Raw genomic sequence first — 23,688 nt, 5'->3', positions numbered from 1 at the left:
CATCGCGCCACAGGACGGTGACAAAGGCGCGTTTCGCTGGCAAATTCCCGCCGGGACGTGAATCAGGCAACCAGGAGAACGACATGGCATTACTTGCCAAGGGTAGGATTTTAGCGGCCGCACTGGTGGCGGTGCTTGGGCTGGCGACGGGCGCGCAAGCGGCGGGGAGTTGCGGCAAGACCGGCGCCGGCTTCGATGCCTGGAAGCAGGATTTTGCCGCGGACGCCAAGGCCGAAGGTGTGGGCTCCAAGGGCCTGGCCGCTCTGGCCGGCGCGACCTACGCAACAAGGACGATCTCCGCTGACCGCGCCATCCACAAGGCTTTCAGCGGCTCGGTGGACGATTTCATGAAGCGCCGTGGCGGGGCGGCGATCATTTCCAAGGGCCGGTCGCTGAAGAAATCGAACGCGGCGCTGTTCAACCAGATCGAACGGAACTACGGCGTGTCGCCGGGCGTGCTGCTCGCCATCTGGGGCATGGAGACCGGCTTCGGTGCCTCCATGGGCAACCAGAATACGGTCTCCGCCATTTTGACGCTTGCCTATGATTGCCGCCGCCCGGACTACTTCCACCCACATGCCATCGCGGCCCTGAAGCTGGTTGATCGCGGCGCGTTGACCTCCTCGTCGGTCGGCGCCATGCATGGCGAGGTCGGCCACACGCAGTTCCTGCCCGGAAATGTCTTGAAATATGCGGTCGGCAACGGAAACCTGCGCGACAAGGCCACCGCGCTGGCTTCCACCGCCAACTACCTCAAGGGTCATGGCTGGCGGGCCGGCGCGAGCGCGAGCGCCAATATGGGCGCGATTGCCGGCTGGAATTCAGCAAACGTCTATCAGCAGGCCATCGCGCGCATCGCCGACGCGATCGATGCCAACTGATTGAACGCTCTGTTCGAGCAAAAGCCCGGCCACGCGCCGGGCTTTTTGTTGCGCGGGAGCGTCGCGGATGTTCGGAGTTGGCCGAGACCTCTAACTTCGTCATCCACGGGCGGAGCAGCCGCATAGCGGCGTCGCGGAGACCCGAGGATCCATTCCGTGACCTCGGCCGTGGAGTGCAGCGGAGCAGGATTCTGCACCGTGGCGAAGCGTTGAAGTCCCGGCATGGATCCTCGGGTCTGCGCCGCGTCGCTACGCTCCTTGCTCCGCCCGTGGATGACGAAGCGGTGGTGTTCCCGGCTAACCGCCAAGGTATGCGGGTTCACCAATGCGTCGGTCAAATTCCTTAGCCGGGGCGTATTTCACCTGACTCAATCGAACTCGTTGCAATGCCGGATTTCTATTTCACATCAATAACATAGGAGCAGCCGGCCAGCACTTTGCCGGGATGGCTATCGACGGTCGAGACATTGAGCGTGACGCGCGTGGAAAGGTTCACGTCGCCACTCTCGGTGCTTTCGGCAACGACCTTCTCGCCGAGGAATTTGTCCGGCGTCGAGACCGTCGCCGGGATGTCGAGCTGCCGGGCGAGGTCGGGCGCGGCGATGCCGTCAAGCACGGCCATCGGCCCTGTCGCGGTGAAGACGATTGTCGCCGTCTCACGCCCGAAGACATGGACCGGAGCGGGCAATTGATACTGGCCGAGGAATGGATTGCCTGATGCAACCTCTTTCCAGCCCAGTTGCTCAACGGTCCTGGGCTCGCCGGTCAGCCAAAGGGCAAAACCGTTATAGGTCGGCACGTCGGCCCTGCATTCGATGAGCGCGGCGAGGTCGAGAGAGGCGGGATCGAAATACCCGGCCATGGCCGGTGCCGCCAGAAGGACCAGCGGCACCAGGCCGAGACGGCGCATGCTTATTTGTTGCGGTTGCGCGCGGCCAGCGTGCGCAGCCTCAGCGCATTGAGGCGGATGAAGCCGGCGGCGTCCTTCTGGTCGTAGGCGCCGCGGTCGTCCTCGAAGGTGACCAGCGCGTCGGAATAGAGCGTCTTTTTCGACTTGCGGCCGGTGACCATGACATTGCCCTTGTAGAGCTTGAGGCGCACCGTGCCCTCGACGTCTTCCTGGCTCTTGTCGATCATCGCCTGCAACATCAGGCGCTCGGGCGAGAACCAGAAGCCGTTGTAGATGAGTTCGGCATATCGCGGCATGAACTCGTCCTTGAGGTGCGCCGCACCCCGGTCGAGCGTGATCGATTCCATGGCGCGATGGGCCACGATCAGGATGGCGCCGCCTGGGGTCTCATAGACCCCGCGCGATTTCATGCCGACGAAGCGGTTCTCGACCAGGTCGAGCCGGCCGATGCCATTGTCGCGGCCAAGATCGTTCAGCGCCGCCAGCATTGTCGCCGGCGACAGCTTCTTGCCGTTGAGCGCGATCGGGTCGCCCTTCAGGAATTCAATCTCGATCTCGGTGACCTTGTCGGGCGCATCCATCGGCGAAACGGTGCGCTGGTGGACGAATTCCGGCGGCTCGCTCCACGGATCTTCGAGAACCTTGCCCTCGGAAGACGAATGCAGAAGGTTGGCGTCGACCGAGAACGGCGCCTCGCCCCTCTTGTCCTTGGCCACCGGAATCTGGTGCTGCTCGGCGAAATTGATCAGGTCGGTACGCGACTTGAACGACCAGTCGCGCCACGGTGCGATGACCTTGATGTCTGGGTTCAGCGCATAGGCCGACAGCTCGAAGCGCACCTGGTCGTTGCCCTTGCCGGTGGCGCCATGCGCGATCGCATCGGCGCCGGTCTCCTTGGCGATCTCGACGAGATGCTTGGAGATCAGCGGCCGCGCGATCGAGGTGCCGAGCAGATAGGTGCCTTCATAGACGGTGTTGGCGCGAAACATCGGGAAGACGAAGTCGGAGACGAATTCCTCGCGCACATCGACGATGCGGATGTCCTTGATGCCCATCATCTCGGCCTTCTTGCGTGCCGGCTCCAGCTCGCCGCCCTGGCCGAGATCGGCGGTGAAGGTGACGACCTCGGCACCGAGTTCGGTCTGCAGCCATTTCAGGATGATGGATGTGTCGAGGCCGCCGGAATAGGCGAGCACGACTTTCTTGACGTCTTTGGTCTTGGACATTTCGGCTCCGTCGATGGCGGACGCTTGAAGCACGGGCGTCACGCATTGTCGGAGCGCCTTTTAGCAGGAACGGCAAAGCGAGCAAGCACGCGCGGCGCCAGACTGATGATCCAGCGCTGCTCTCCGTCCTGCCGGAGGGTGCGCCAGCCTCGCATCTGGCGCCGGCGCGACGCATCTTGTATAGGCTGTGCATTCCCAGGGGCCTTCCATGTCCTTCATTCCCGACACCACCACGCTGATCCAGTTCGCCGTCGCCACCGTGATCCTGGCGATCACCCCCGGCCCCGACATGACGCTGTTCGTCTCGCGCACGCTGAGCCAGGGGCGCGTCACCGGCTTTGCCTCGATGGCCGGCGCGCTATGCGGCACGCTGATCCACACCACGCTGGTGGTGGTCGGCGTCTCGGCGCTGATCGTCGCCTCGCCGATGGCCTTCTTCGTGCTGAAGATCTTCGGCGCCGGTTATCTCGTCTTCCTGGCCTGGCAGGCGATCGCCAAGGGCTCGGCCTTTTCGCCGGAAAAGAAGACGGGCCCGCGGATCTCGCTGTTGCGCAGCTGGGCGTCAGGGCTCGGCGTCAATCTGCTCAACCCGAAGATCATCCTGTTCTTCATGACCTTCCTGCCGCAATTCGTTTCCGCGCATGATCCCAACGCGCCCGGAAAGCTGTTCTTCCTCGGCGTCATGTTCATCGTGCTGTCGATCCCGGTGACTGTGCCGATGGTGCTGGCGGCGGAAAGGTTTTCGGCGGCGATGAAGGCCAGCCCGCGCGTCACGCGGGTGGTCGACTATCTCTTCTCCGGCGTGTTCTCGGCCTTCGCGCTCAGGATCCTGACCGCCCAGGCGAAGTAGGGGCGTCCCTGTCCTTCCACCAGCTTCCGGCCCAGCGCCCGGCGCTGAGCCAGTAGAAGATGCCGCCGACCATGCCGCCGCCGATGACGGCCATGATGGCGCTGGTGTCGGTCACGGCGAAGATGGACTCCTGGGCGTGATCGACCAGGCCAAGGAAGGCGGCCGCCACCACCGCACCGGCCAGCGCATAATACAACCAGTCGCGCCGGCCGAGGATTTCGGCAACCAGGATGACGATCGCCGCTGGCATGAAGGCGAAATAGGCGACGAACAGGGCGACGAAGGGAATCGAGAAATACAGCGAGGCGGTTGCGACCGGCTGCGCATGCTGCGGCGCATAGCCGAGCGAGGCCAGGAACAGGATGTTGAGGAAGGCGCTCGCCGCCAGCGACGCGACGGCATAGCCGAACAGGATGATGGCAAGGCGCACGATATAGGCGACGAGACGGTTCATCCCGCATCTCGCTGTATGGGACGGCCAGACTTGCGCCCCGCCAGAAGCCAGTAGACCGACCCGGCGGCGGTGCCGGCGGTGGCCAGGAACCCGAGAAAGCCCGGATTGAAAACAAAGCCTCCAGCCGAGCCGGGAACAAAAACGCCAAATGCGATGGAGGTGATCGCACCCGTGACCGCGAAATAGAACCATCCTCGCAGCGACAGCCGTTCAGCAAGCAAGATCGCGGGGCCGACGATCAGCAGCGCGCAGATCGCCACGGTCAACACGGCGAGCGGGAACGAACCCAGCCAGTCGAATGTGAAGACCAGGGACCAGTTGCCGTATTCGATCCCTTCCAGAAGGGTGATCAGCAGCACAGGCACCAGGATTGATGTCAGCACAGCAGCGACATAACCGACTGCTATGATGACGAAGCGCTTGAGCCCGGCAAGGGGACGGTTCATCGGGCCGTCCTGATGCGCGTGTCGCTCGGAAGCAGTCCCATGGCCAGTCGGTAGACGGCGCCGCCCAGGCTACCCGCAACGATCAGGGCAATCAGCAAATCGAGCGCGGGCCGCGTCCGCGCCATCGGATAGATCTGCATGATCGCGAACATAACGGTTCCCACAAGGGCGCCGCCGAGGATCGAAAGTCTCCACCCCCGGCGCCCCGTCAGTTCCGATACCACAATCAACGGTACCGCGGGGAGCGCGCCATAAATGGCGGCTATTATCGTGCCAGCGACCAAGGCCACCACCTGGTCTTTCAGATCGAAGAAAAGCCGGCCGCTGCGCCAAAAGATGGAAGCGTCTTCGTACAAAAGAAACACAAGGGGCATGACGAGCGAGGCTGATGCATAGGAAATGGCGACAGCCGCCAGTCGCCAAGAAAAGCTCACGCTTCGCCGTGCCCCGCGATCATCATGGCTTCCAGCGCCAGCCGGTCGACCTTGCGCATGCGCTCCGATTCCGACTTGAGCTGACCGCAGGCGGCGAGGATGTCGCGGCCGCGCGGGGTGCGGATCGGCGAGGCATAGCCGGCATTGTTGATGTAGTCGGCGAATTTCTCGATCGTCTCCCAGTCCGAGCACTGGTAGTTGGTGCCCGGCCATGGGTTGAACGGGATCAGGTTGATCTTGGCCGGAATGCCCTTGAGCAGCTTGATCAAGCCCTTGGCGTCCTCGATGGAATCGTTGACGTCCTTCAGCATCACATATTCGAAGGTGATGCGCTTGGCGTTCGACAGGCCAGGATAGGCGCGGCAGGCGGCGATCAGTTCCTTCAGCGGATACTTCTTGTTGATCGGCACCAGCAGGTCGCGCAGATCGTCATTGGTGGCATGCAGCGAGATCGCCAGCATGACGCCGATCTCCTCGCCGGTGCGGAAGATTTCCGGCACGACGCCGGAGGTAGACAGCGTGATTCGCCGCTTGGACAAGGAAAGCCCGTCGCCGTCGGAGGCGATCAGCAGCGCCTTCTTCACCGCCTCGAAATTGTAGAGCGGCTCACCCATGCCCATCATGACGATGTTGGACACCTTGCGGCCCTCGGCCGGCACGATGGCGCCGTCCGGCGTGTCGCGGTCGGGGAAATCGCCCAGCCGGTCGCGCGCTGTGAGCAACTGGGCGAGGATTTCCTCAGTGGTGAGATTGCGCACCAGCTTCTGCGTGCCGGTGTGGCAGAAGGAGCAGGTCAGCGTGCAGCCGACCTGCGAGGAGATGCAGAGCGTGCCGCGGCCCTCTTCGGGAATATAGACGGTCTCGATCTCGACCGGCCGGCCGGCGCCGCGCGGCGGAAAGCGGAACAGCCATTTGCGGGTGCCGTCGGAAGAAATCTGCTCCTCGACAATTTCGGGCCGCGCGACGGTGAAATGCTTGTCGAGCTCGGCGCGCAGATCCTTGGAGATGTTGAACATGCCGGCAAAGTCGGAAACGCCGCGCACATACATCCAGTGCCAGAGCTGCTGGGCGCGCATCTTTGCCTGGCGCTCGGGCACGATGCCGGACGCGACGAGCGCCTCGCCAAGCTCCGCGCGCGTCAGGCCGATCAGCGATGGCTTCTCGGGCGCGGCGCGGGCGCGCAACGCGTCACGGGCACCCTCAGTGGTGAGGTCGAAGGAAAGGGTCATGGTCGCACTGATATAAGCGGTTTGCGGCCGATTTCATCCATCGCGCCGGGAACTGAAGCGCGGCGCATAGCACAGGTTGAGGGCAGAGTCATGCGGGGAGCGCTCGCGTGCCGGGCTGGCCGTATGCGTCGGCGCCGTGTTAGGGCTCGATCCTCCCCCTCCCGAGGACAGACATGGCCGGCACATCACGAAAATATCCCATGCTGCGGCGCTCGCGCGCGATGTGGGGCTCGCGGCGCGTGTGGCAGCCGCGCCTGGTGTTCTGGGCGGGAGCGGTCTCGATCGGCGTCATCAGCGTGCTGTTCGCGGTGCTGGCCGACAAGGCGCAGGCGCTGTTCCATGTCATGATCGGTGATGGCGGCGGCTGGCGCTTCTATCTGCCGCTCATGGTCACGCCGCTTGGCTTCGTGCTGTGCGCCTGGCTGGCCCAGGCTTTCTTTCCGGGCTCGCAAGGCAGCGGCATTCCGCAGGCGATCGCCGCGCGCCATTTGCGTGACGACGACGATCGCAACCACCTGCTCTCATTGCGGCTGGCGGCCGGCAAGATCGCGCTCACCATAGTCGGCCTGTTCTGCGGCGCTTCCATCGGTCGCGAAGGCCCGACCGTGCAGGTCGGCGCCTCGCTAATGCTGCAGGCGGCGCGCTGGGGCGGCATGGCGCAGGCGCGGGGCCTGATCCTGGCCGGGTCGGCCGCCGGCATCGCGGCCGCCTTCAACACCCCACTGGCCGGCATCGTCTTCGCCATCGAGGAAATGGGTCGCACCTATGAAGCGCGCACCAACGGGCTGGTGCTGACGGCGGTAATCCTGGCCGGCCTCGCATCGCTCGGCCTGCTCGGCAACTACACCTATTTCGGCATCTCCAGAGACACGATCTCGTTCGCCGCCGAGTGGCCGCTGGTGCTTGCCTGCGGCGTCATCGGGGGTGGCTTCGGCGCGCTGTTCTCGCTGCTGGCGCTGAAGATCACGCGGCGGATCCGGCGCTGGCACACGCAGCAGCCCCTGGCTCGCGCGCTGCTGGTGGCCGCATTCTGCGGGCTCGGCGTGGCGGTGATCGGCATTGCGTCGGGCGGGCTGACCTTCGGCACCGGCTACGCGCAGGCGCGCGGCGCGGTGGAGGGTATGCCGCTGCCGTGGCTCTTCTTCGTGGAAAAATTCCTGGCCGGGCTGCTATCCATGGTTTCGGGCATTCCGGGCGGCATTTTCGCGCCCTCGCTGGCGGTCGGCGCCGGTATCGGCAGTTCGCTCGGCCTTTTGTTCGGCGCCAGCGCGGGAGCCGCCGCGCTGCTCGGCATGGCCGGCTATTTCGCCGGTGTGGTGCAGGCGCCGATGACGGCTTTCGTCATCATCCTGGAGATGACCGGCAATCACGATAATGTCATAGCGCTGATGCTGGCCTCGATGCTGGGCTACGGCACGGCGCGGATGATCTCGCACGAACCGCTCTATCACGCGCTGTCGCGTGTCTTCATCGCCGAGGCGATCCGGCGTCGGCGGGCGGAGGCAGCGCCGGAATCCGGCCATGCCTGAAAAGCAGAAGGCCGGGCTTTACGGCCCGGCCTTTGCGTCAAAGCGAAGCTCTGCCTACTCGCACCCTACTTGCATTTGGCGATCGACGACAGCGCAGCCGAAATGCCCTTCAGCGAGAAGACATAGGAGGTGGGATTGCCGCGGCCGGATTTCGCCGTCACCTTCATGTCCGAACCGGTCTTCATGGCGGCGATCAGCACGGGTTCCTCGGCGGCGTTCTCGACCCAGGCCGACTTGCCGCGCGTGAACATCGAGAACGACTTCTTGTCGATGGTGACGGTTGCCTTGGAACCTTCCTGGAAATTGTAGCCGGCAATGAACTGCGGCTCATAGGACACCTGCTGGCCGGGCCGCTGGCTGACGAAGAAGAACATATCGCCATGGTCGAGCGTCGGCGGCTGCTTGTCGGTCGGCACGGTCAGCACGTAGCAGACCTTGCCGCCCTGCGCCTGATAGCTGTAGGTGCCCCAGGCATTGTGCTGGCCGATCTTGGTCGCCTGCTGCGCCAGTGCCGGCGCTGCTGAGGCCGCCAGGACCAGGCTCGAAACTAGTGCTATCAATCCGCGCATCGTCTTTCCCGTATTCCAAATGGTGCGGAGGCGGGCCGCCTGGCGTCCTGCCGTCGCTTCATTTTGATTTAATCTGGGTTACCAAACGGTGAATTTCCCTCAACAAAAGGACGCTCACCCCAGGAAACCGCCGCCATTCCCGCGCCGCCGCCCTTGTCAGCAGCCGGCGCGACGTCCCTTCGGCGACTTGGAGGGCACGAAAGCGGCAAGAGTTTGACTTTTCAAGCGGGCCCGCGAACGCCTCCATCCACAAGATGCGCGCCACGTGAAGACGATCAGCCCTTGTCGGCGATGGCGTCCTTGGCGGCCTGGCGATGCGCCGGCGTGATGTGGGCGCTGACGGCGGTGATCGCGGCGGTCAGCACGGCGATGTCGTCGGTGAAACCGAGGCCGAAGATGAAGTCGGGAATGAGGTCCACCGGCAGGACGAAATAGCCGAGCGCCGCCACCAATATGCCCTTGGCGCGCAATGGCGTGTTCTTGTCCATGGCGCAGTAATACGCGGCGACGACGTCTTCCATGAAGGGGATCTGCCGCGCGGCCTTCTTGGCCGTGCGCCAGAATTTCTCGCGCACTTCGCCCTCGCCGCCCAGCCTGTCGCCAAAGCCGAAGAAATCAAAACCGGGTTGTTGCGCCATCAATCACTCCTAGCGGGTCTCACGCGCGTCCTGGCGCATGCCTCGCGAGGGAAAATGTGGTGAAAGGTGAACCCCGGTGCAAGATGCCGGTACCGATTTGGGATTCTCCGCTGCCTTGGCGACCGTGCGATACCAGGCATCAACCACCGGCAAAGCGGTTCATTTTCTTCGCCAGTTCAATGTCGAGCGCGGTTACACCACCGGCGTCATGGGTGTTCAGCGTCACGTCCACGGTCTTGTAGACGTTCGACCAGTCGGGATGATGGTCCATCTTTTCGGCTGCCAGCGCGACGCGGGTCATGAAGGCGAAGGCTTCGGAAAAATTGTTAAAGACGAAGCCGCGCCTGATCGAGGCGCCGTCCGTGGCCAGCGACCAGCCGCCGAGTTCGGCAAGGGCAGCGGTGATGGCGTCCTTGCTGAGTTTTTCTCTCGTCATGATGATTTCCCGTGCTATTTCGAATTTCGACCCTCACCATACTGCAAGTCGCCCAAAAGTGTTTTGCGGTTTTGGGGTTCCGAATGCACAAACGGCGCATATCGAATGAGCGTAACGCCCATAAATTCCATCCTTTTCGTCTGCCTCGGCAATATCTGCCGGTCGCCGCTGGCAGAGGGCGTTTTTCGCGCCGTTTGGGCCGAGCGCGGCTGGGGCCGCGATATCCGGCTCGATTCGGCGGCGACCAGCGGCTGGGAGGTCGGCTCGCCCCCCGATCCACGATCGATCGCGGTTGCGATGCGTCATGGCGTCGATATTTCCGGACAGAGGGCGCGCAAGATCACGCCGCAGGATTTCTCCCGTTTCGACCTGGTCCTTGGCATGGACCGCTCGAATGTCGCCGACCTGAAGGCGCTGGCGCCGGCCGCGCGGGACCGGGTGCAGCTCTTCCTGGAGTTCGCGCACGGACAGGCGCGCGACGTGCCCGATCCCTATTATGACGGGCCGGAGGCCTTTGCCGAGGTCTATCGCATGATCCGCGAGGCGTCGGAGGCGCTGGCGACACGGCTGGCCGCGCGGGCGTCGATGCCCGACAGCGGCCAGGCCTCCTCGACGATATAGGGGCCGCCGCCGACCGAATCGCGCGACGACATCAGGACGAAGCGGCCGATACGAAAAGGCAGCGTGGAGAAGTTGCCACGAGCCGAAAGATACTGGGCGACATCCAGCGGGCTCGAATTGCGCAGCCGCGCCAGCGTCACATGCGGCATGAACTTGCGGGGATCGGCGGGAATGCCCAGCCGCTGGCAGATGCGGTCGATCTCGCCCTGAAGCCCGGCCAGATCGGGCGAGGCGGAAGCGCCGGCCCACACCGCATGCGGCTTCTTCTGGCCAAAGGCGCCGACACCGGACAGGGTCAGCGAGAAAGAGGGCCGGTGGACGCGGTCCAGCGCATTGGCGATCTCGTCGGCGACATGGCCCTCGACATCGCCGATGAAGCGCAGCGTCAGATGGTAGTTTTCGACATCGATCCAGCGCGCCCCGGGCAGGCCGCCCCGGAGCAGGGACAGCGAAAGAGCGGCGTCACGCGGAATTTCGAGGGCGGTGAAAAGACGCGGCATGAAGAGCCTCCCTTCCTCGAATCGAACTGTCATCCATAGCGAATCATCGATAGTCGAATGGAGCAAGAGGTTTATTGGCCACAGGCTTTGCCAAAAGTTTCCGCAAGGGAAAGCAGTTTATCCAGCCTCATGAGCCGCCTGGCACCGCCGCGATGGTCTTCTCGACCGTCGGCAGGATGCGCTCGACCATCCGGTCGACACCGCTTGCGTTCGGATGCATGCCGTCCTCGAGCTGCAGGCCGGACTGTCCGGCGACGCCGTCGAGGAAGAACGGATAGAGCGCGACATCGTATTTCCCCGACAGGTCCGGAAAGATGGCGTCGAAGGCGTTCTGGTAGTCGGCGCCGAGATTGGGCGCGGCGCGCATGCCGGCGAGCAACACAGCGATCTTGCGCTGTTTTAGCTTGCCGAGCATCTCGTCGAGGTTCTTCCTGGTGATGTCGGGCGAGATGCCGCGCAGCATATCGTTGGCGCCGAGTTCGAGGATGACCAGCTGCGTGCCGTCCGGCACCGACCAATCGAGCCGCGCCAGCCCGCCGCTCGTGGTGTCGCCGGAAACGCCGGCATTGGCGACGGTCACGTCATGGCCCTTGGCACGCAGCGCTGCCTGCAATTTGTCGGTAAAGCCTTGATCGGGCCCAAGCCCGAAGCCCGCCATCAAGCTGTCACCGAAGCCGACGATCTTGAAGGGCTCGGCACGCGCCGACGAAATGGCGCCGCAAATGGCGAGGAAAAGGACCAAGCCTGCGGCTATCTGGCGTTTGAAAGACATGCGGCAGGCCCCATATGACCAAGGAATTCTTCCGGCGACGGCCTCCGGCGAGCAGAGCCATCATCCCTGATATAGGACGCTTTCATTTTGACAGAAGCCGTCATCGCGCTGAAAGACGTATCCCTGACGCTCGGCGAAGGCGCGTCGTCAGTCCATGTGCTGAAGGGCGTCAGCCTCGAGGTGGCGCGCGGCGAGGCGACCGGCATCGTCGGTCCGTCGGGGTCCGGCAAGTCGACCTTGCTGATGGTGCTGGCGGGGTTGGAACGGATCGATTCGGGTACGGTACGAATCGCCGGCGAACTCCTGAATGGCAAAAGCGAGGATCAGATCGCTTCGTTTCGTGGCCGAAACATTGGCATCGTCTTTCAGTCCTTCCACCTCATCCCCAACATGACCGCGCTTGAAAATGTCGCGGTGCCGCTGGAGCTGGCCGGTCATGCCGATCCGTTTTCGGTGGCGGCGCGCGAGCTGGCGGCGGTGGGCCTCAGCGACCGCGTCACCCATTACCCCGGCGAACTATCCGGGGGCGAACAGCAGCGCGTGGCGATCGCCCGGGCGCTGGCACCCTCGCCGCGCATTCTCATCGCCGACGAGCCGACCGGCAATCTCGACCAGGCGACGGGGCGGCAGGTCGCCGACCTCCTGTTCGCCAAGGCGGCCGAGCGCGGCATGACGCTGGTGCTGGTTACACATGATCCCGCACTCGCGGCGCGCTGCGCGCGCCAAGTGTCGATGCGCTCCGGCCGTATCGAGGCGCCGACCCCATTGAAGGTCACCGCCTGATGCCGCTGGCACGGACGCTGAAGCTCGCCGTCCGCTTTTCGTTGCGTGAGATGCGCGGCGGCTTGTCCGGCTTCCTGATCTTTCTCGCCTGCATCGCGCTCGGCGTCGCGGCGATCGGCGGTGTCAATTCGGTTGCCCGTTCGATCAGTGCCGGCGTCGCCAACCAGGGCCAGACGCTGCTTGGCGGCGATCTTCGCTTCCAGATCAACCAGCGCGATGCCAGCCAGGCTGAACATGGCTTCCTCGACAGGCTGGGCGTTGTCTCACGCACCGTCAGCATGCGCTCGATGGCGCGTCTGGCAGACGGCTCCGACCAGGCGTTGGTCGAGGCCAAGGCGGTCGACGATGCCTATCCACTCTATGGCGCGCTGGAGACGGAGCCGGCGCTGACAAAGCAGGAATTGTTCGGCGAAGAATTCGGCGTCTTTGGCGCGGTGGCGCCCGATCTTCTGTTCGAACGGCTGCATCTCCACCTCGGCGACCGGCTGAAGCTCGGCACCGCCACCTTTGAACTGCGCGCCAGGCTGGTCACCGAGCCGGATGCCGTGTCCGACGGTTTCGGCTTCGCGCCAAGGCTGATGATCTCGACCGAGGGCCTGGCCGCGACCGGGCTGGTGCAGCCGGGCAGCCTGGTCGAAAACGCCTACAAGATCCGGCTGCCCGCCGACGCCGACGAGGCACGGCTCAAGGCCATACAGGATCAAGCGGCCAGGGATTTTCCGGAAGCTGGCTGGTCGATCCGCACGCGCGGCAACGCCGCCCCCGCTCTGTCGTCCAACATCGAGCGCTTCTCGCAGTTCCTGACGCTGGTCGGGCTGACGGCGCTGGTGGTCGGCGGTGTCGGCGTCGCCAATGCGGTGCGCGCCTATCTCGACGGCAAGCGCGGCGTCATCGCCACCTTCAAGAGTCTCGGTGCTTCCGGCGGCTTTGTCTTTACCGTCTATCTCGTGCAAATCCTGATCATAGCGGCACTCGGTATCGCTGCTGGTCTGGTGCTCGGCGCGCTGATGCCTTTTGCCGCAAGTGCGGCGCTTCAATCCGTCATTCCGGTGCCGGCGCAAGGCGGCTTCTATCCCGGCGCGCTCGGCATGGCGGCGCTGTTCGGGCTGCTGGTGACGCTGGCCTTCGCGCTGCTGCCGCTCGGACGCGCCCGCGACGTGCCGGCGACGGCGCTGTTTCGGGAGATGGGCCTGGAAGGCCGCGGCTTTCCGCGCCTTGTCTATTCTGCCTCCGCTGTCGGCATCGCGTTGCTGCTGGCGGTTCTGGCCATCCTCTTCTCCGGCGACCAGCGCATCGCCTCGATCTTCGTCGGCGCCACCATCTTTTCCTTCCTGGTGCTGCGTCTGGTCGGAGCGTTGGTGCAATGGGTGGCAAGGAAGAGCCCGCGCGTGCGCTCCGTGGCGCTCCGCCTCGCCATCGGCAACATCCATCGACCAGGCGCCTTGACGCCATCGGTGGTGCTGTCGCTAGGGCTCGGGCTGACGCTGCTGGTGACGTTGGCGCTGATCGACGGCAATCTGCGGCAGCAGATCTCGGGCAGCCTGCCGGAGCGGGCGCCGAATTTCTTCTTCGTCGACATCCAGAGCAGCGATGTCGATGCGTTCTCGGCCCTGGTCGGCAAGGAGGCGCCGCAAGGGACATTGGTCAAGGTGCCGATGCTGCGCGGCCGGGTGATGGCGCTCAACGGCGTCGCCGTCGACAAGGTCAAGGTGCCGGCCGACGGCGCCTGGGTGCTGAAAGGCGATCGCGGCCTGACCTATGACGCCAGGCGGCCGGAAAACGCGACGCTGACCGAGGGCGAATGGTGGCCGGACAATTATGCCGGCGAGCCGCTGGTCTCCTTCTCGGCGCAGGAAGGCAAGGAGATCGGGCTGAAGCTCGGCGACACCGTCACAGTCAATGTGCTTGGCCGCAACGTGACGGCCAGGATCGCGAACTTCCGCCAGGTCGAGTGGGAGACGATGGGCATCAATTTCGTCATGGTGTTCTCGCCCAACACATTCGCGGGCGCGCCGCATGGCTGGATGGCGACGCTGACTGAAAAGAGGGCCTCGACGGCCGACGATGCCCGTATCCTGAATGCGGTTACCCGCGCCTTCCCGGCGGTGACGACGGTGCGCGTCAAGGACGCGCTCGATGTCGTCAACCGGCTTGTCGGCCAGCTCGGCACAGCGATCCGGGCCGCGGCCGGGGTGGCGCTGATCGCTTCGGTGCTGGTGCTGGCAGGCGCGCTTGCCGCCGGCAACCGGGCGCGCATCCACGACGCCGTGGTGCTGAAGACGCTCGGCGCGACCAGGAGGACGCTGATAACGGCATTTTCCCTGGAGTACATGCTGATCGGATTGGCCACGGCGATCTTCGCGCTGGCCGCCGGCGGCATCGCGGCCTGGTACATTGTCGCGCGCATCATGACGCTGCCATCGCATTTCATGCCGGAGGTGGCCGTGGCAACCATCGTCTTTGCGCTGGTCATCACGGTCGGCATCGGTCTTGCCGGTACCTGGCGGGTGCTCGGCCACAAGGCGGCGCCGGTGCTGCGTGACCTGTAATCCCTGGCCGGACTCTCTAATCCCTGGGGGGCGGAGCGGGCCCTCTGCAATTAAATCTTGGTAAGGATCCCGGCCCGGAAGGCCGGAGAATCGGCATTTCGGCCTCTCACGAACCGTTACATCCGGTTACGGTCTTGTTCTTGACGCGAATAACCATCATATTTCGCCACAGGCATGCTGGAGTCCCGCCAGCGGCGCCTGGGTCCGCAAGAGGCCCGACACCGGACGGGGCAGAAGCAATAGAGGATTCCAATGGCTGATCCCATTCGCAATTATCAGGCGTCGGCGGTGCCCGGCGTCCGCGCCGACATCGATCAGGGCCTGCGCGCCTATATGATCAAGGTCTACAATCTGATGGGGCTTGGCCTCCTCATCACCGGCCTTGCCGCCGTCGGCACGATCATGCTGGCCACCACCACCGATCCGGCCTCGGCTGTCGCAACGCTGCCGAGCGGCGAGATGCTGACGTCCTTCGGCTATGCGATCTTCGGGTCGCCGCTGCGCTGGGTGGTGATGCTGGCGCCGCTGGCCGCCGTGTTCTTCCTGTCGTTCAGGATTCAGTCGATGAGCGTCGCGGCCGCGCAGACCACGTTCTGGGTCTATGCCGGTCTCGTCGGCCTGTCGCTGTCGTCGATCTTCCTGGTCTATACCACGGCCAGCATTTCGCAGACCTTCTTCGCCACGGCCGCTGCTTTCGGTGCGCTGTCGCTGTTCGGCTACACGACCAAGCGCGACCTGTCGGCGATGGGCTCGTTCCTGATCATGGGCGTGTTCGGCATCATCATCGCGTCGGTGATCAACATCTTCCTACAGTCGTCGGCGCTGTCCTTCGCCGTGTCGGCGATCGGCGTCCTGGTCTTCGCCGGCCTGACCGCCTACGACACGCAGAAGATCAAGGAGATGTATTTCGAGGGCGATGTTTCCGATGTCGCCGGCCGCAAGGCCATCATGGGCGCGCTGAGGCTCTATCTCGATTTCATCAACCTGTTCATGTTCCTGCTCCAGTTCATGGGCGACCGCCGCTAAGGTACGGTCCGCTTCATGGTCTGACTGGACCATCGGGTTTGGAAAGGGCGGCCCAAGGGCCGCCCTTTTCTTTTGTGCCGGCGTTTGCTGTTATCGGAAGCAGACAGAAGGCTTGCATCAAGAATGTGCACTATCGTGATACGGCCGGCGACTTCGGCCGACCTCGACACAATCACCGAAATCTATGCCGACGCGGTGACCCATGGCACGGCGAGCTATGAGTTGGAGCCGCCAGGCCGCGCCGAGATGGGCACGCGATTCGCCACGCTCACGGCCGGCGGCTTCCCGTATCTGGTGGCGGAAAAGGACGGCGCTGTGCTTGGCTATGCCTATGCCGGTGCCTTCCGGCCGCGCCCGGCCTACCGCTTCATCGTCGAGGATTCAGTCTATGTCGCGCCCGAGGCCAAGGGCCAGGGCGTCGGCCTCATGCTGATGCGCAGCCTGATCGCGGCGGCCGAGGCGGCAGGCTTCCGCCAGATCGTCGCGGTGATCGGCGACGGCCATCCAGGCAGCGCCTCGGTCAAGCTGCATGAAAAGCTCGGCTTCCGCCACTCAGGCCGGCTCGAAGGTTCCGGCTACAAGCACGGGCGCTGGCTGGACACGGTGTTCATGCAGCTGTCAATGAATGGCGGCGCGTCGTTGCCGCCTGATCCGGCCTCGCTGCCTGAGCGGAAGTTCCGCGGGGCCTGAGAGGAACTGAAGAACTGAGGAACTGAGGAGTTGAAGAAGAAGGCGGGTTCTTCAGGCGTCGAGCCTTTTCTTAAATTCGTCAGTTCCCCAGTTCCCCAGTTCCTTAGTTCCTCAATTCCAATTGTCCGCTCAAGCTCCCACAACCCTGAGCTTGCTGTCAAAGACGCCGAGCACGCGGCCGAGTTCTTGCCCGCGCTTGAGGATGCGGCCGCCGGCGGCGATAACGGCGAAGGCGCCCTGCTTGCGCGCCAGTTTCGGATCCTTGACGATCTGGAACAGCGGCACTTCGCTGGCGCGGCGGAAGACGGAAAACACCGCCCTGTCGGTGAGATGATCGATGGCGTAGTCGCGCCATTCATTGGCGGCGACCATGCGTCCGTAGAGTCTGAGGATCTGGTCCAGTTCACGCCGGTCGAACCGCACCGGCTCGAGGCGCTCGCGTCGCGCCTCGTGCAGCGGGATCAATATTGCGGATGCGTCACCATCCCCCGTCCCGCCGCCGTCATCGCTCATGCCTCGATCCTTCAAAATGAATCTTTGCCAACCAAAATTGGCCCCTTCGCGCCGCAATTGCAAGAGCGGCGAAGCGACTGCAGGGGCGCGCCATTTCTGCCACGTCCAGTCACTTTTGTAACGCCGTCTGTTGGAATTGGTGATGCTTCGCCACATTTCTGCCTTTTTTTATCCGCGCTCATGCCCCAATGTCCGACGAATTTACCGGCGTTGCCTGAGACGGTTCGGTCCGGCACCGGCTCGTAAACCCCAAGCCCCCCGCCCACGGGTCTGCGTCGGATCGAACCAACCTCGGTTTTTCCTCGGAAGAATCGGGTGCGACGATCCCAAAACCTAAATGACCGGCGTCAGAAGCAAGCTGACGTCGGTTTTTTCATGCGCCGGTCGAAGGTGATGCCGCCCAAGCCGTCGTCATTCCAGGGGCGGAACGACGCGAAGTGGCCGAGGAACTAGGCCTGGGGTCGCCGCGACGGAACTTCGTCCGGAGATAACGAAGGCAGGGTCATTTCGGCTATTTTCGTTAAGGCTTGTGGATGAAAGCAGCGCCGAGGATGGGGCCCGGCATGCCGTCCTTGCCGACCGATTGCAGCAGGACGGCGCAGCCGCCCTTCTTTGTGATCTCGCTCAACGGCAGTTCATAGCGCTGCGCCTTGCCGTGCCACATGCCGGCGGTCTGGATGCTGGTGACGGCGTTCCAATAGGTCATCTTGCGGCCGGAGTTCTCGCCCTGGGCGATCTTGACCGTCTGGGGCGGCTCGAAATAGACGATCACGACATGGGCATCGTTGGGGCCGGTGCCGGCATCGCCAGCATCGATGATCACGCGGTCGCTGGTACGGCTGATCTTGACGGGCACATGCATGCCTTCGCCGGATTTCGCCATGCGGGCGAGCGCGCCGTTGACCTCGCCACGATTGGCGCCGTTGACATGCACACGGCCATTGAGGACGGCCTGCGGCGTATAGACGGAGCGGCTGCCGAAGGCGCGCATATAGTCATTCTGCCGCTCGGTGTTTTCCTTGCGGCTCAGCGTGTCCTTCCAGCCGAGATAGTCCCAATAATCGACGTGGTAGGAGAGCGCGACAATGTCTTCCCTGGTGGCAAGTTCGGCGAAAAACGCGTCGGCCGGCGGACAGGAACTGCAGCCCTGGCTGGTGAACAGTTCGACCACGCCGAGCGGCTTGTCGGGCTGGGCTTTTTCGGCCTGGACTCTTTCGGACTCGCCGGCATGGCCGGCATCGGCAAAAGCCGAGAAGGCCAGCGCAAAGGCTGCCAGCCACAGTGATCTTCGCCAGGCCATGACCATTCCAATTCCCGCCGGTGGCGCCGGCTTTGTTCTGATTAGCTGAAATATGTGGCAGAAGCGGAAGTCAACGGGAAGTCACGTTGCGGTGAAATTTTTGCCATTGCAACCGAAGGTAAGGGCGCAATAGGAGAGACACTGCATTTCATGACGTGGTTCGATTCGGGGATGGCATCATCACCATGTGGCAAACTCTCCTGACCCCTGTCGATCTCTATTGTGAGCGGACCGGACCTGGACTTTGGGCCGAGCCGACGAATGCTTTGACTAACCTTGCTTTCATTGTCGCGGGACTATGGGGTGTACGGGAAGTACGCCGACTGAAAACCGGGACCTTCGCCGAAGTGCTGGCCTGGTGGGTCGTGGCGATCGGCATCGGCTCGACGATCTTCCATACCTTCGCCACCAAGGGCACGGTCTGGATTGACGTGCTGCCGATCGCCGGCTTCACACTGGCTTACACGCTGTTCAACCTGCGCCGCTTCCTGGGGATGGAATGGGGCAAGGCGATTGCGGTCTTCGTCGTCTTCTATGCGGTGGCCGGGGCGGTAAGTTTCGCCGTGCCGGATTGGCTGCGTCAGGCGTCAAACGGCACGACGGGCTACCTGCCGCCGTTTCTGGCGCTTGCCTTCTTCGGTGTCTGGGTGACGGTGAGCGGCAACCGGGCCGGCTGGTACAATCTTACCGGGTCGGCGATCTTCGTGGTGTCCGTCATCTTGCGCATGATCGACCCGATGGTCTGCACCGGCTTTCCGCTCGGCACGCACTTCCTGTGGCACATCTTCAACGGGCTGATGCTGGGCGTGCTGCTGGCCGCCGCGGCGCGCTATGGCGCGCCGAAGGGCAGTAGGGCAGTAGGGCAGTAGGGCAGTAGGGCAGTAGGGAGATGACTTCCTTGCCCTGCTCCATTACTGCCCTGCTGCCTTATTCCCTTGCGACTATGCCGCCAAGTCGCGCAGCACGTACTGCAAAATGCCGCCGTTCTTGAAGTAGTCGAGTTCATCCAGCGTATCGATGCGACAGATGATCGGCACGTTCTTCACCGAGCCGTCGCCATAGGTGATCTTGGCGGTCATCGTCTGGCGCGGCTTGATGGCACTCAGGCCGTCGATCTCGACCAGTTCGTCGCCCTTGAGGTTGAGCGAAGCCCACGAGGTGCCTTCCTCGAAGACGAAGGGGATGACGCCCATGCCGACCAGGTTCGAGCGGTGGATACGCTCGAAGGACTGGGCGATGACGGCGCGGACACCGAGCAGGTTGGTGCCCTTGGCCGCCCAGTCGCGCGACGAGCCGTTGCCGTATTCGACGCCGGCGAAGATGACCAGCGGCACGCCTTCTTTCTTGTATTCCATCGCCGCGTCGTAGATCGATTCCTCTTCCTTCGACGGGTAGTGGATGGTGTAGCCGCCCTCACGACCGTTCTCGCCCAGCATGTGGTTGCGGATGCGGATGTTGGCGAAGGTGCCGCGCATCATCACCTCATGGTTGCCGCGCCGCGTGCCGTACTGGTTGAAGTCGGCGACGCCGACGCCATGGTCGGTGAGGTACTTGCCGGCCGGCGAGGCGGCCTTGATCGAACCCGCCGGCGAGATGTGGTCGGTGGTGATCTTGTCGCCGAACAGGCCGAGCACGCGGGCGCCCTTGATGTCGCCGATCTTGCCGAAACCGGCGGTCATGCCGGCGAAATAGGGCGGGTTCTGCACATAGGTCGAGTTGTCGTCCCAGGCGTAGGTCTGGCCTTCTGGCGCCTGCACCTTCTGCCAATGCTCGTCGCCCTTGAAGACGTCGGCATATTTGCGCGCGAACAGCTCGCGGGTGACGTTCTTCTCGATGAACTCCTGGATCTCGGCCGAGCTAGGCCAGATGTCCTTGAGGTAGACCGGATTGCCGTTCTTGTCCTCGCCGAGCGGCTCGGTGGTGAGGTCCTTAGTCACGGTTCCAGCCAGCGCGTGCGCCACGACCAGTGGCGGCGAGGCGAGGTAGTTTGCCTGCACGTCCGGCGAGACGCGGCCTTCGAAGTTGCGGTTGCCGGAGAGCACCGCAGCGGCAATCAAACCCTTATCGTTGATGGTCTTGGAGATCGGCGCCGGCAGCGGGCCGGAATTGCCGATGCAGGTGGTGCAGCCGAAGCCGACCAGGTTGAAGCCGATCTGGTCGAGTTCCTTCTGCAGGCCGGACTTCTCCAGATATTCGGCGACCACCTGGCTGCCGGGGGCCAGCGAGGTCTTCACCCATGGCTTCTGCTTGAGGCCGAGCCGGTTGGCGTTGCGGGCGAGCAAGCCCGCGCCGATCAGCACGCTCGGATTCGAGGTGTTGGTGCAGGAGGTGATGGCTGCAATAACGACGTCGCCATGGCCGAGGTCATGGTCCGTGCCTTCGACGGCGTAGCGCTTGGAGATTTCCGCCGCCTTCTTGTACTCGGTCTCCATCGCCTTGGCGAAGCCGTCCGGGATGCCTTCCAGCGCGACACGGCCTTCGGGACGCTTGGGGCCGGCCATTGACGGCACGACGCTGCTCAGCTCGAGTTCGAGCAGGTCGGTGAAGACCGGGTCGGCGGAGCCCGCCTCGCGCCACATGCCTTGCGCCTTGGCATAGGCTTCGACCAGCGCGATGCGGCTTTCCTCGCGGCCCGACATTGTCAGGTAGCGGATGGTTTCCGAATCGACCGGGAAGAAGCCGCAGGTGGCGCCATATTCCGGCGCCATGTTGCCGATGGTGGCGCGATCGGCCAGCGTCATGTTGGACAGGCCCGGGCCGAAGAATTCGACGAACTTGCCGACGACGCCCTTCTTGCGCAGCATCTGGGTGACGGTGAGCACGAGGTCGGTGGCGGTGACGCCTTCCTTGAGCTTGCCGGTGAGGCGGAAGCCGATGACCTCGGGCAAGAGCATGGAGACAGGCTGGCCGAGCATGGCCGCCTCGGCTTCGATGCCGCCAACACCCCAGCCGAGCACGCCAAGGCCGTTGATCATCGTGGTGTGCGAATCGGTGCCGACGCAGGTGTCAGGATAGGCCGTGGTTTCGCCGTCCTCGGTGTTGGTCCACACGACCTGGCCGAGATATTCGAGGTTGACCTGGTGGCAGATGCCGGTGCCGGGCGGCACGACGCGGAAGTTGCGGAATGCCTGCTGGCCCCATTTCAGGAACTTGTAGCGTTCCTCGTTGCGCTCGTATTCGAGCTCGACGTTGCGGGCGAAGGCCATTGGCGTGCCGAACTCGTCGACGATGACGGAGTGGTCGATGACGAGGTCGACCGGGACCAGCGGGTTGATCTTCTGCGGATCGCCGCCAAGCGAAGCCATGGCGTCGCGCATCGCGGCAAGGTCGACCACGGCCGGAACGCCGGTGAAATCCTGCATCAGCACGCGGGCCGGGCGATAGGCGATCTCGACGCCGGCGGTGCCCTTGTCGGTCAGCCAGCCGGCGACCGCCTGGATCGATTCCTTGGTGACGGAGCGGCCGTCCTCGTTGCGAAGCAGGTTTTCCAGCAGCACTTTCATCGAATAGGGCAGCTGGGCAATGCCGGTGAGGCCGTTCTTCTCGGCCTCGACAAGGTCGAAATAGACATATTCGGTGCCGCCCGCGGTCAGTGTGCGGCGGCAATTGAAACTATCGAGGGATTTTGACACGTGCGATCCGTCCTTGTCTGTTCAGCCTGAAAGGGAACGGACGCCGATGGCATGCAATCACGCGCAAAGGTGCGGGTACGGCCATTTCCGCTGTCCGCTCCCAAGCAACCCGAGCCGTTCAAGGCGGCGCGTGCGCTGGTTCGGCGCAAATTCTGTTCCCGAGCCGACCGCTGGCACGGATGCACCGCATATAGAGAATTTTCTGGAATAGTTCTAGACAGTTGGAGAGCAAATTTGTGCGATGCGGCAGCGCTCGCGAAACATTGTTTTCAGGGCAGGCGAGGAATGCGGCTTATCGCCGAAAATCTGGGCGGCGAACGCGGCGGCGAGGCGGTATTTTCCGGCATTGGCTTCGCCCTCGGCGATGGTCAGGCGCTGGTCGTCACCGGACCGAATGGATCTGGCAAATCAACCTTGCTCAGGATCATCGCCGGGCTGCTGCCGAAGGCGGAAGGTCGATTGCTGATCGAAGACGGCGGCGATGACTTTCCGTCGATTGCTTCGGCCTGTCATTATCTCGGTCACCAGAATGCGATGAAGACCGCGCTGAGCGTCACGGAAAACTTGCGCTTCTGGCACGACTTCAACGGCAATGGAGATGCTGGGGTCGAAGAGGCGCTGGAAACGGTCGGGCTTAATGGCATCGGGCATCTGCCGTTCGGCTATCTGTCGACCGGGCAAAGGCGCCGCGCGGCGATCGCGAAACTCCTGGTCAGTCACCGGCCAGTGTGGCTGCTCGATGAACCGACGGCGGGGCTGGACAAGGCTTCGGAGGAGCGATTCGCGGGGTTGATGACAAGGCATTGCCGGTCTGGTGGGATGATTGTAGCGGCGACGCATCTGCCGCTGGGGATCGAGGGGGCGAAGGAATTGGTGATGGGGCATTCACCCTCCCCCTTGTGGGAAGGGTCGATCCGCGAAGCGGAGCGGGGTGGGGATCTCTTGTGATGGCCGCCGCTCCCCCACCCCGGCGCTGCGCGCCGACCCTCCCACAAGGGGGAGGGTGAAGTGCTAGCCCTCTTCCTGCGCGACATCCGCCTCAACATCCGCGCCGGCGGCGGCGCGCTGACCGGCGTCATCTTTTTCCTTGCCGTCATCGCCACCATCCCCTTCGGTGTCGGGCCGGACCTGAAGCTGCTTGCCCGTATCGGCCCGGCGATCCTGTGGATCGGGGCTTTGCTCGCCTGCCTGCTCGGGCTCGACCGGCTGTTCCAGGCCGATCGCGAGGACGGCTCGCTCGATCTCCTGGTGCTCGGCAACGACCGGCACATGCTGGCGCTGACGGTGCTGGTGAAGTGCCTCGCGCATTGGGCGGGCAGCGTGCTGCCGCTGGTCATCGCCGCGCCCCTGCTCGGCCTGTTCATGAACATGGAGCCGCTCGCCATCGGCGCCACGGCGCTCACGCTTCTGGTCGGCACGCCGGCCATCACCTTCATTGGCGCGGCAGGTGCGGCGGTGGCGGTGGCGCTGCCGCGCGGTGGACTTCTGATCTCCGTGCTGGTGCTGCCGCTGACCATCCCGGTGCTGATCTTCGGCGTTTCGGCGAGCTATGGCGCGACCGCAAGTCCCGATCCGTTCCTGCAGCCCTTCCTCATTCTTGCCGCGCTGACCTTGTTTCTTGCCGTGCTGGGGCCGGTCTCGGCGGCGCTGGCACTGCGGCATGGAACCGATTGAGCGAGGTTGGCCATGGTTTGCGCGAC

The 23,688-nt window shown here is 63.8% G+C and carries 25 protein-coding genes; 11 read left to right on the top strand and 14 right to left on the bottom strand.

Translation table 11 applies throughout. From position 1 onward, the window contains the following. Nucleotides 1–83 precede the first annotated feature (83 nt). The gene (locus AC1VON_RS03810; protein WP_172347864.1) at nt 84–881 is read left to right on the top strand and encodes a lytic murein transglycosylase; all 798 of its coding nucleotides are present in this window, start codon (nt 84–86) and stop codon (nt 879–881) included. Nucleotides 882–1,278: 397 nt separating this feature from the next. On the opposite strand, the gene AC1VON_RS03805 is transcribed toward AC1VON_RS03810, so the two are convergent. Next, entirely contained in the window at nt 1,279–1,791 is a 513-nt protein-coding gene (locus AC1VON_RS03805) for a hypothetical protein (protein ID WP_483120441.1), read from the bottom strand. A gap of 2 nt (nt 1,792–1,793) precedes the next feature. Next, a complete protein-coding gene (locus AC1VON_RS03800) occupies nt 1,794–3,017 on the bottom strand; it encodes an argininosuccinate synthase (RefSeq protein ID WP_483120439.1) in 1,224 nt (407 codons plus the stop codon). Between the two features lie 208 nt (nt 3,018–3,225). Here AC1VON_RS03800 and AC1VON_RS03795 point away from each other — a divergent pair, with 208 nt between their 5' ends. Next, nucleotides 3,226–3,867 (top strand): LysE family translocator, encoded by a 642-nt coding sequence (locus AC1VON_RS03795; RefSeq protein WP_172347867.1) that lies wholly within the window; start codon nt 3,226–3,228, stop codon nt 3,865–3,867. Here the strand turns inward: AC1VON_RS03795 and AC1VON_RS03790 are convergent. From AC1VON_RS03790 to rlmN, 4 genes are read right to left on the bottom strand one after another with little or no spacing between them, the layout of a single operon-like run. Beyond that, entirely contained in the window at nt 3,839–4,321 is a 483-nt protein-coding gene (locus tag AC1VON_RS03790) for a hypothetical protein (RefSeq protein WP_172347868.1), read from the bottom strand. The genes AC1VON_RS03795 and AC1VON_RS03790 overlap by 29 nt on opposite strands. Next, entirely contained in the window at nt 4,318–4,767 is a 450-nt protein-coding gene (locus tag AC1VON_RS03785; protein WP_172347869.1) for a hypothetical protein, read from the bottom strand. The genes AC1VON_RS03790 and AC1VON_RS03785 overlap by 4 nt, the downstream gene beginning before the upstream one ends. Next, nucleotides 4,764–5,201, bottom strand: a complete 438-nt coding sequence (locus AC1VON_RS03780) for a hypothetical protein (protein WP_172347870.1) — start codon at nt 5,199–5,201, stop codon at nt 4,764–4,766. Before AC1VON_RS03780 ends, AC1VON_RS03785 begins: the two co-directional genes overlap by 4 nt. Beyond that, complete coding sequence (rlmN, locus tag AC1VON_RS03775; protein ID WP_010912376.1) at nt 5,198–6,430, bottom strand: dual-specificity RNA methyltransferase RlmN; 1,233 nt, start codon at nt 6,428–6,430, stop codon at nt 5,198–5,200. The genes AC1VON_RS03780 and rlmN overlap by 4 nt, the downstream gene beginning before the upstream one ends. A 173-nt stretch (nt 6,431–6,603) precedes the next feature. Between rlmN and AC1VON_RS03770 the strand changes: the two genes are divergently transcribed. After that, complete coding sequence (locus AC1VON_RS03770; RefSeq protein ID WP_172347872.1) at nt 6,604–7,959, top strand: chloride channel protein; 1,356 nt, start codon at nt 6,604–6,606, stop codon at nt 7,957–7,959. 65 nt (nt 7,960–8,024) lie between these two features. Here the strand turns inward: AC1VON_RS03770 and AC1VON_RS03765 are convergent, their stop codons facing one another. From AC1VON_RS03765 to AC1VON_RS03755, 3 genes are all read right to left on the bottom strand, one after another. Beyond that, on the bottom strand, nt 8,025–8,528 hold the full coding sequence (locus AC1VON_RS03765; RefSeq protein WP_172347873.1) for an invasion associated locus B family protein: 504 nt from the start codon (nt 8,526–8,528) through the stop codon (nt 8,025–8,027). 275 nt (nt 8,529–8,803) lie between these two features. Beyond that, the gene (locus AC1VON_RS03760; RefSeq protein ID WP_127278702.1) at nt 8,804–9,166 is read right to left on the bottom strand and encodes a YkvA family protein; all 363 of its coding nucleotides are present in this window, start codon (nt 9,164–9,166) and stop codon (nt 8,804–8,806) included. A gap of 139 nt (nt 9,167–9,305) precedes the next feature. Next, a complete protein-coding gene (locus AC1VON_RS03755) occupies nt 9,306–9,602 on the bottom strand; it encodes a 4a-hydroxytetrahydrobiopterin dehydratase (protein WP_081295064.1) in 297 nt (98 codons plus the stop codon). A 105-nt stretch (nt 9,603–9,707) separates the two neighbouring features. Between AC1VON_RS03755 and AC1VON_RS03750 the strand changes: the two genes are divergently transcribed. Beyond that, the gene (locus AC1VON_RS03750) at nt 9,708–10,223 is read left to right on the top strand and encodes a low molecular weight protein-tyrosine-phosphatase (protein WP_483120436.1); all 516 of its coding nucleotides are present in this window, start codon (nt 9,708–9,710) and stop codon (nt 10,221–10,223) included. Here AC1VON_RS03750 and thpR read toward each other — a convergent pair. After that, nucleotides 10,127–10,723, bottom strand: a complete 597-nt coding sequence (gene thpR, locus AC1VON_RS03745) for an RNA 2',3'-cyclic phosphodiesterase (protein WP_483120435.1) — start codon at nt 10,721–10,723, stop codon at nt 10,127–10,129. The genes AC1VON_RS03750 and thpR overlap by 97 nt on opposite strands. A gap of 127 nt (nt 10,724–10,850) precedes the next feature. Next, a complete protein-coding gene (locus AC1VON_RS03740) occupies nt 10,851–11,495 on the bottom strand; it encodes an arylesterase (protein WP_483120434.1) in 645 nt (214 codons plus the stop codon). A gap of 87 nt (nt 11,496–11,582) precedes the next feature. On the opposite strand from AC1VON_RS03740, the gene AC1VON_RS03735 reads away from it, so the two are divergent. The 4 genes from AC1VON_RS03735 to AC1VON_RS03720 all read left to right on the top strand — a co-directional run bounded on the left by AC1VON_RS03735 (nt 11,583) and on the right by AC1VON_RS03720 (nt 16,543). Then, nucleotides 11,583–12,278 (top strand): ABC transporter ATP-binding protein, encoded by a 696-nt coding sequence (locus AC1VON_RS03735; protein WP_172347876.1) that lies wholly within the window; start codon nt 11,583–11,585, stop codon nt 12,276–12,278. Next, nucleotides 12,278–14,827, top strand: coding sequence for an ABC transporter permease (locus AC1VON_RS03730; RefSeq protein WP_483120433.1), 2,550 nt, complete (start codon nt 12,278–12,280; stop codon nt 14,825–14,827). The genes AC1VON_RS03735 and AC1VON_RS03730 overlap by 1 nt, the downstream gene beginning before the upstream one ends. 252 nt (nt 14,828–15,079) lie before the next feature. Further along, entirely contained in the window at nt 15,080–15,853 is a 774-nt protein-coding gene (locus tag AC1VON_RS03725) for a Bax inhibitor-1/YccA family protein (RefSeq protein WP_483120432.1), read from the top strand. A gap of 87 nt (nt 15,854–15,940) precedes the next feature. Continuing rightward, complete coding sequence (locus AC1VON_RS03720) at nt 15,941–16,543, top strand: GNAT family N-acetyltransferase (protein WP_483126267.1); 603 nt, start codon at nt 15,941–15,943, stop codon at nt 16,541–16,543. 129 nt (nt 16,544–16,672) lie between these two features. Here AC1VON_RS03720 and AC1VON_RS03715 read toward each other — a convergent pair whose 3' ends face one another. Both AC1VON_RS03715 and AC1VON_RS03710 read right to left on the bottom strand, forming a co-directional pair. Further along, nucleotides 16,673–17,056, bottom strand: coding sequence for a DUF2794 domain-containing protein (locus AC1VON_RS03715; RefSeq protein WP_483120431.1), 384 nt, complete (start codon nt 17,054–17,056; stop codon nt 16,673–16,675). A gap of 520 nt (nt 17,057–17,576) precedes the next feature. Next, nucleotides 17,577–18,362, bottom strand: a complete 786-nt coding sequence (locus AC1VON_RS03710) for a DUF1223 domain-containing protein (RefSeq protein ID WP_172347880.1) — start codon at nt 18,360–18,362, stop codon at nt 17,577–17,579. A 179-nt stretch (nt 18,363–18,541) separates the two neighbouring features. Here AC1VON_RS03710 and AC1VON_RS03705 point away from each other — a divergent pair, with 179 nt between their 5' ends. Continuing rightward, nucleotides 18,542–19,225 carry a ceramidase domain-containing protein gene (locus tag AC1VON_RS03705; protein WP_172347881.1) on the top strand — a complete coding sequence of 228 codons (684 nt, stop codon included), beginning with the start codon at nt 18,542–18,544 and terminating at the stop codon, nt 19,223–19,225. A 72-nt stretch (nt 19,226–19,297) separates the two neighbouring features. On the opposite strand, the gene acnA is transcribed toward AC1VON_RS03705, so the two are convergent. Beyond that, nucleotides 19,298–21,988, bottom strand: a complete 2,691-nt coding sequence (acnA, locus tag AC1VON_RS03700) for an aconitate hydratase AcnA (protein ID WP_172347882.1) — start codon at nt 21,986–21,988, stop codon at nt 19,298–19,300. 285 nt (nt 21,989–22,273) lie between these two features. Here acnA and ccmA point away from each other — a divergent pair, with 285 nt between their 5' ends. Next, a complete protein-coding gene (gene ccmA / locus AC1VON_RS03695) occupies nt 22,274–22,936 on the top strand; it encodes a heme ABC exporter ATP-binding protein CcmA (RefSeq protein WP_483120430.1) in 663 nt (220 codons plus the stop codon). A 60-nt stretch (nt 22,937–22,996) separates the two neighbouring features. After that, nucleotides 22,997–23,662, top strand: a complete 666-nt coding sequence (gene ccmB / locus AC1VON_RS03690; protein ID WP_483120429.1) for a heme exporter protein CcmB — start codon at nt 22,997–22,999, stop codon at nt 23,660–23,662. Nucleotides 23,663–23,688: the final 26 nt, after the last annotated feature.

The organism is Mesorhizobium sp. HAY1-8B (assembly GCF_056868045.1).
The sequence above is the reverse complement of the archived record's forward strand: the minus strand, read 5'-3'. Positions and strand labels throughout refer to the sequence as shown.

What these genes read in the sequence shown, in the direction of transcription:
- AC1VON_RS03760 (WP_127278702.1), bottom strand. Translation starts at nt 9,166, where the DNA reads ATGGCGCAACAACCCGGTTTTGATTTCTTCGGCTTTGGCGACAGGCTG.
- AC1VON_RS03725 (WP_483120432.1), top strand. Translation starts at nt 15,080, where the DNA reads ATGGCTGATCCCATTCGCAATTATCAGGCGTCGGCGGTGCCCGGCGTC.
- thpR (WP_483120435.1), bottom strand. Translation starts at nt 10,723, where the DNA reads ATGCCGCGTCTTTTCACCGCCCTCGAAATTCCGCGTGACGCCGCTCTT.
- AC1VON_RS03765 (WP_172347873.1), bottom strand. Translation starts at nt 8,528, where the DNA reads ATGCGCGGATTGATAGCACTAGTTTCGAGCCTGGTCCTGGCGGCCTCA.
- AC1VON_RS03740 (WP_483120434.1), bottom strand. Translation starts at nt 11,495, where the DNA reads ATGTCTTTCAAACGCCAGATAGCCGCAGGCTTGGTCCTTTTCCTCGCC.
- AC1VON_RS03805 (WP_483120441.1), bottom strand. Translation starts at nt 1,791, where the DNA reads ATGCGCCGTCTCGGCCTGGTGCCGCTGGTCCTTCTGGCGGCACCGGCC.
- AC1VON_RS03730 (WP_483120433.1), top strand. Translation starts at nt 12,278, where the DNA reads ATGCCGCTGGCACGGACGCTGAAGCTCGCCGTCCGCTTTTCGTTGCGT.
- AC1VON_RS03770 (WP_172347872.1), top strand. Translation starts at nt 6,604, where the DNA reads ATGGCCGGCACATCACGAAAATATCCCATGCTGCGGCGCTCGCGCGCG.
- ccmA (WP_483120430.1), top strand. Translation starts at nt 22,274, where the DNA reads ATGCGGCTTATCGCCGAAAATCTGGGCGGCGAACGCGGCGGCGAGGCG.
- AC1VON_RS03795 (WP_172347867.1), top strand. Translation starts at nt 3,226, where the DNA reads ATGTCCTTCATTCCCGACACCACCACGCTGATCCAGTTCGCCGTCGCC.
- AC1VON_RS03710 (WP_172347880.1), bottom strand. Translation starts at nt 18,362, where the DNA reads ATGGTCATGGCCTGGCGAAGATCACTGTGGCTGGCAGCCTTTGCGCTG.
- AC1VON_RS03810 (WP_172347864.1), top strand. Translation starts at nt 84, where the DNA reads ATGGCATTACTTGCCAAGGGTAGGATTTTAGCGGCCGCACTGGTGGCG.
- AC1VON_RS03755 (WP_081295064.1), bottom strand. Translation starts at nt 9,602, where the DNA reads ATGACGAGAGAAAAACTCAGCAAGGACGCCATCACCGCTGCCCTTGCC.
- AC1VON_RS03790 (WP_172347868.1), bottom strand. Translation starts at nt 4,321, where the DNA reads ATGAACCGTCTCGTCGCCTATATCGTGCGCCTTGCCATCATCCTGTTC.
- AC1VON_RS03750 (WP_483120436.1), top strand. Translation starts at nt 9,708, where the DNA reads ATGAGCGTAACGCCCATAAATTCCATCCTTTTCGTCTGCCTCGGCAAT.
- AC1VON_RS03705 (WP_172347881.1), top strand. Translation starts at nt 18,542, where the DNA reads ATGTGGCAAACTCTCCTGACCCCTGTCGATCTCTATTGTGAGCGGACC.
- AC1VON_RS03785 (WP_172347869.1), bottom strand. Translation starts at nt 4,767, where the DNA reads ATGAACCGTCCCCTTGCCGGGCTCAAGCGCTTCGTCATCATAGCAGTC.
- rlmN (WP_010912376.1), bottom strand. Translation starts at nt 6,430, where the DNA reads ATGACCCTTTCCTTCGACCTCACCACTGAGGGTGCCCGTGACGCGTTG.
- AC1VON_RS03715 (WP_483120431.1), bottom strand. Translation starts at nt 17,056, where the DNA reads ATGAGCGATGACGGCGGCGGGACGGGGGATGGTGACGCATCCGCAATA.
- AC1VON_RS03800 (WP_483120439.1), bottom strand. Translation starts at nt 3,017, where the DNA reads ATGTCCAAGACCAAAGACGTCAAGAAAGTCGTGCTCGCCTATTCCGGC.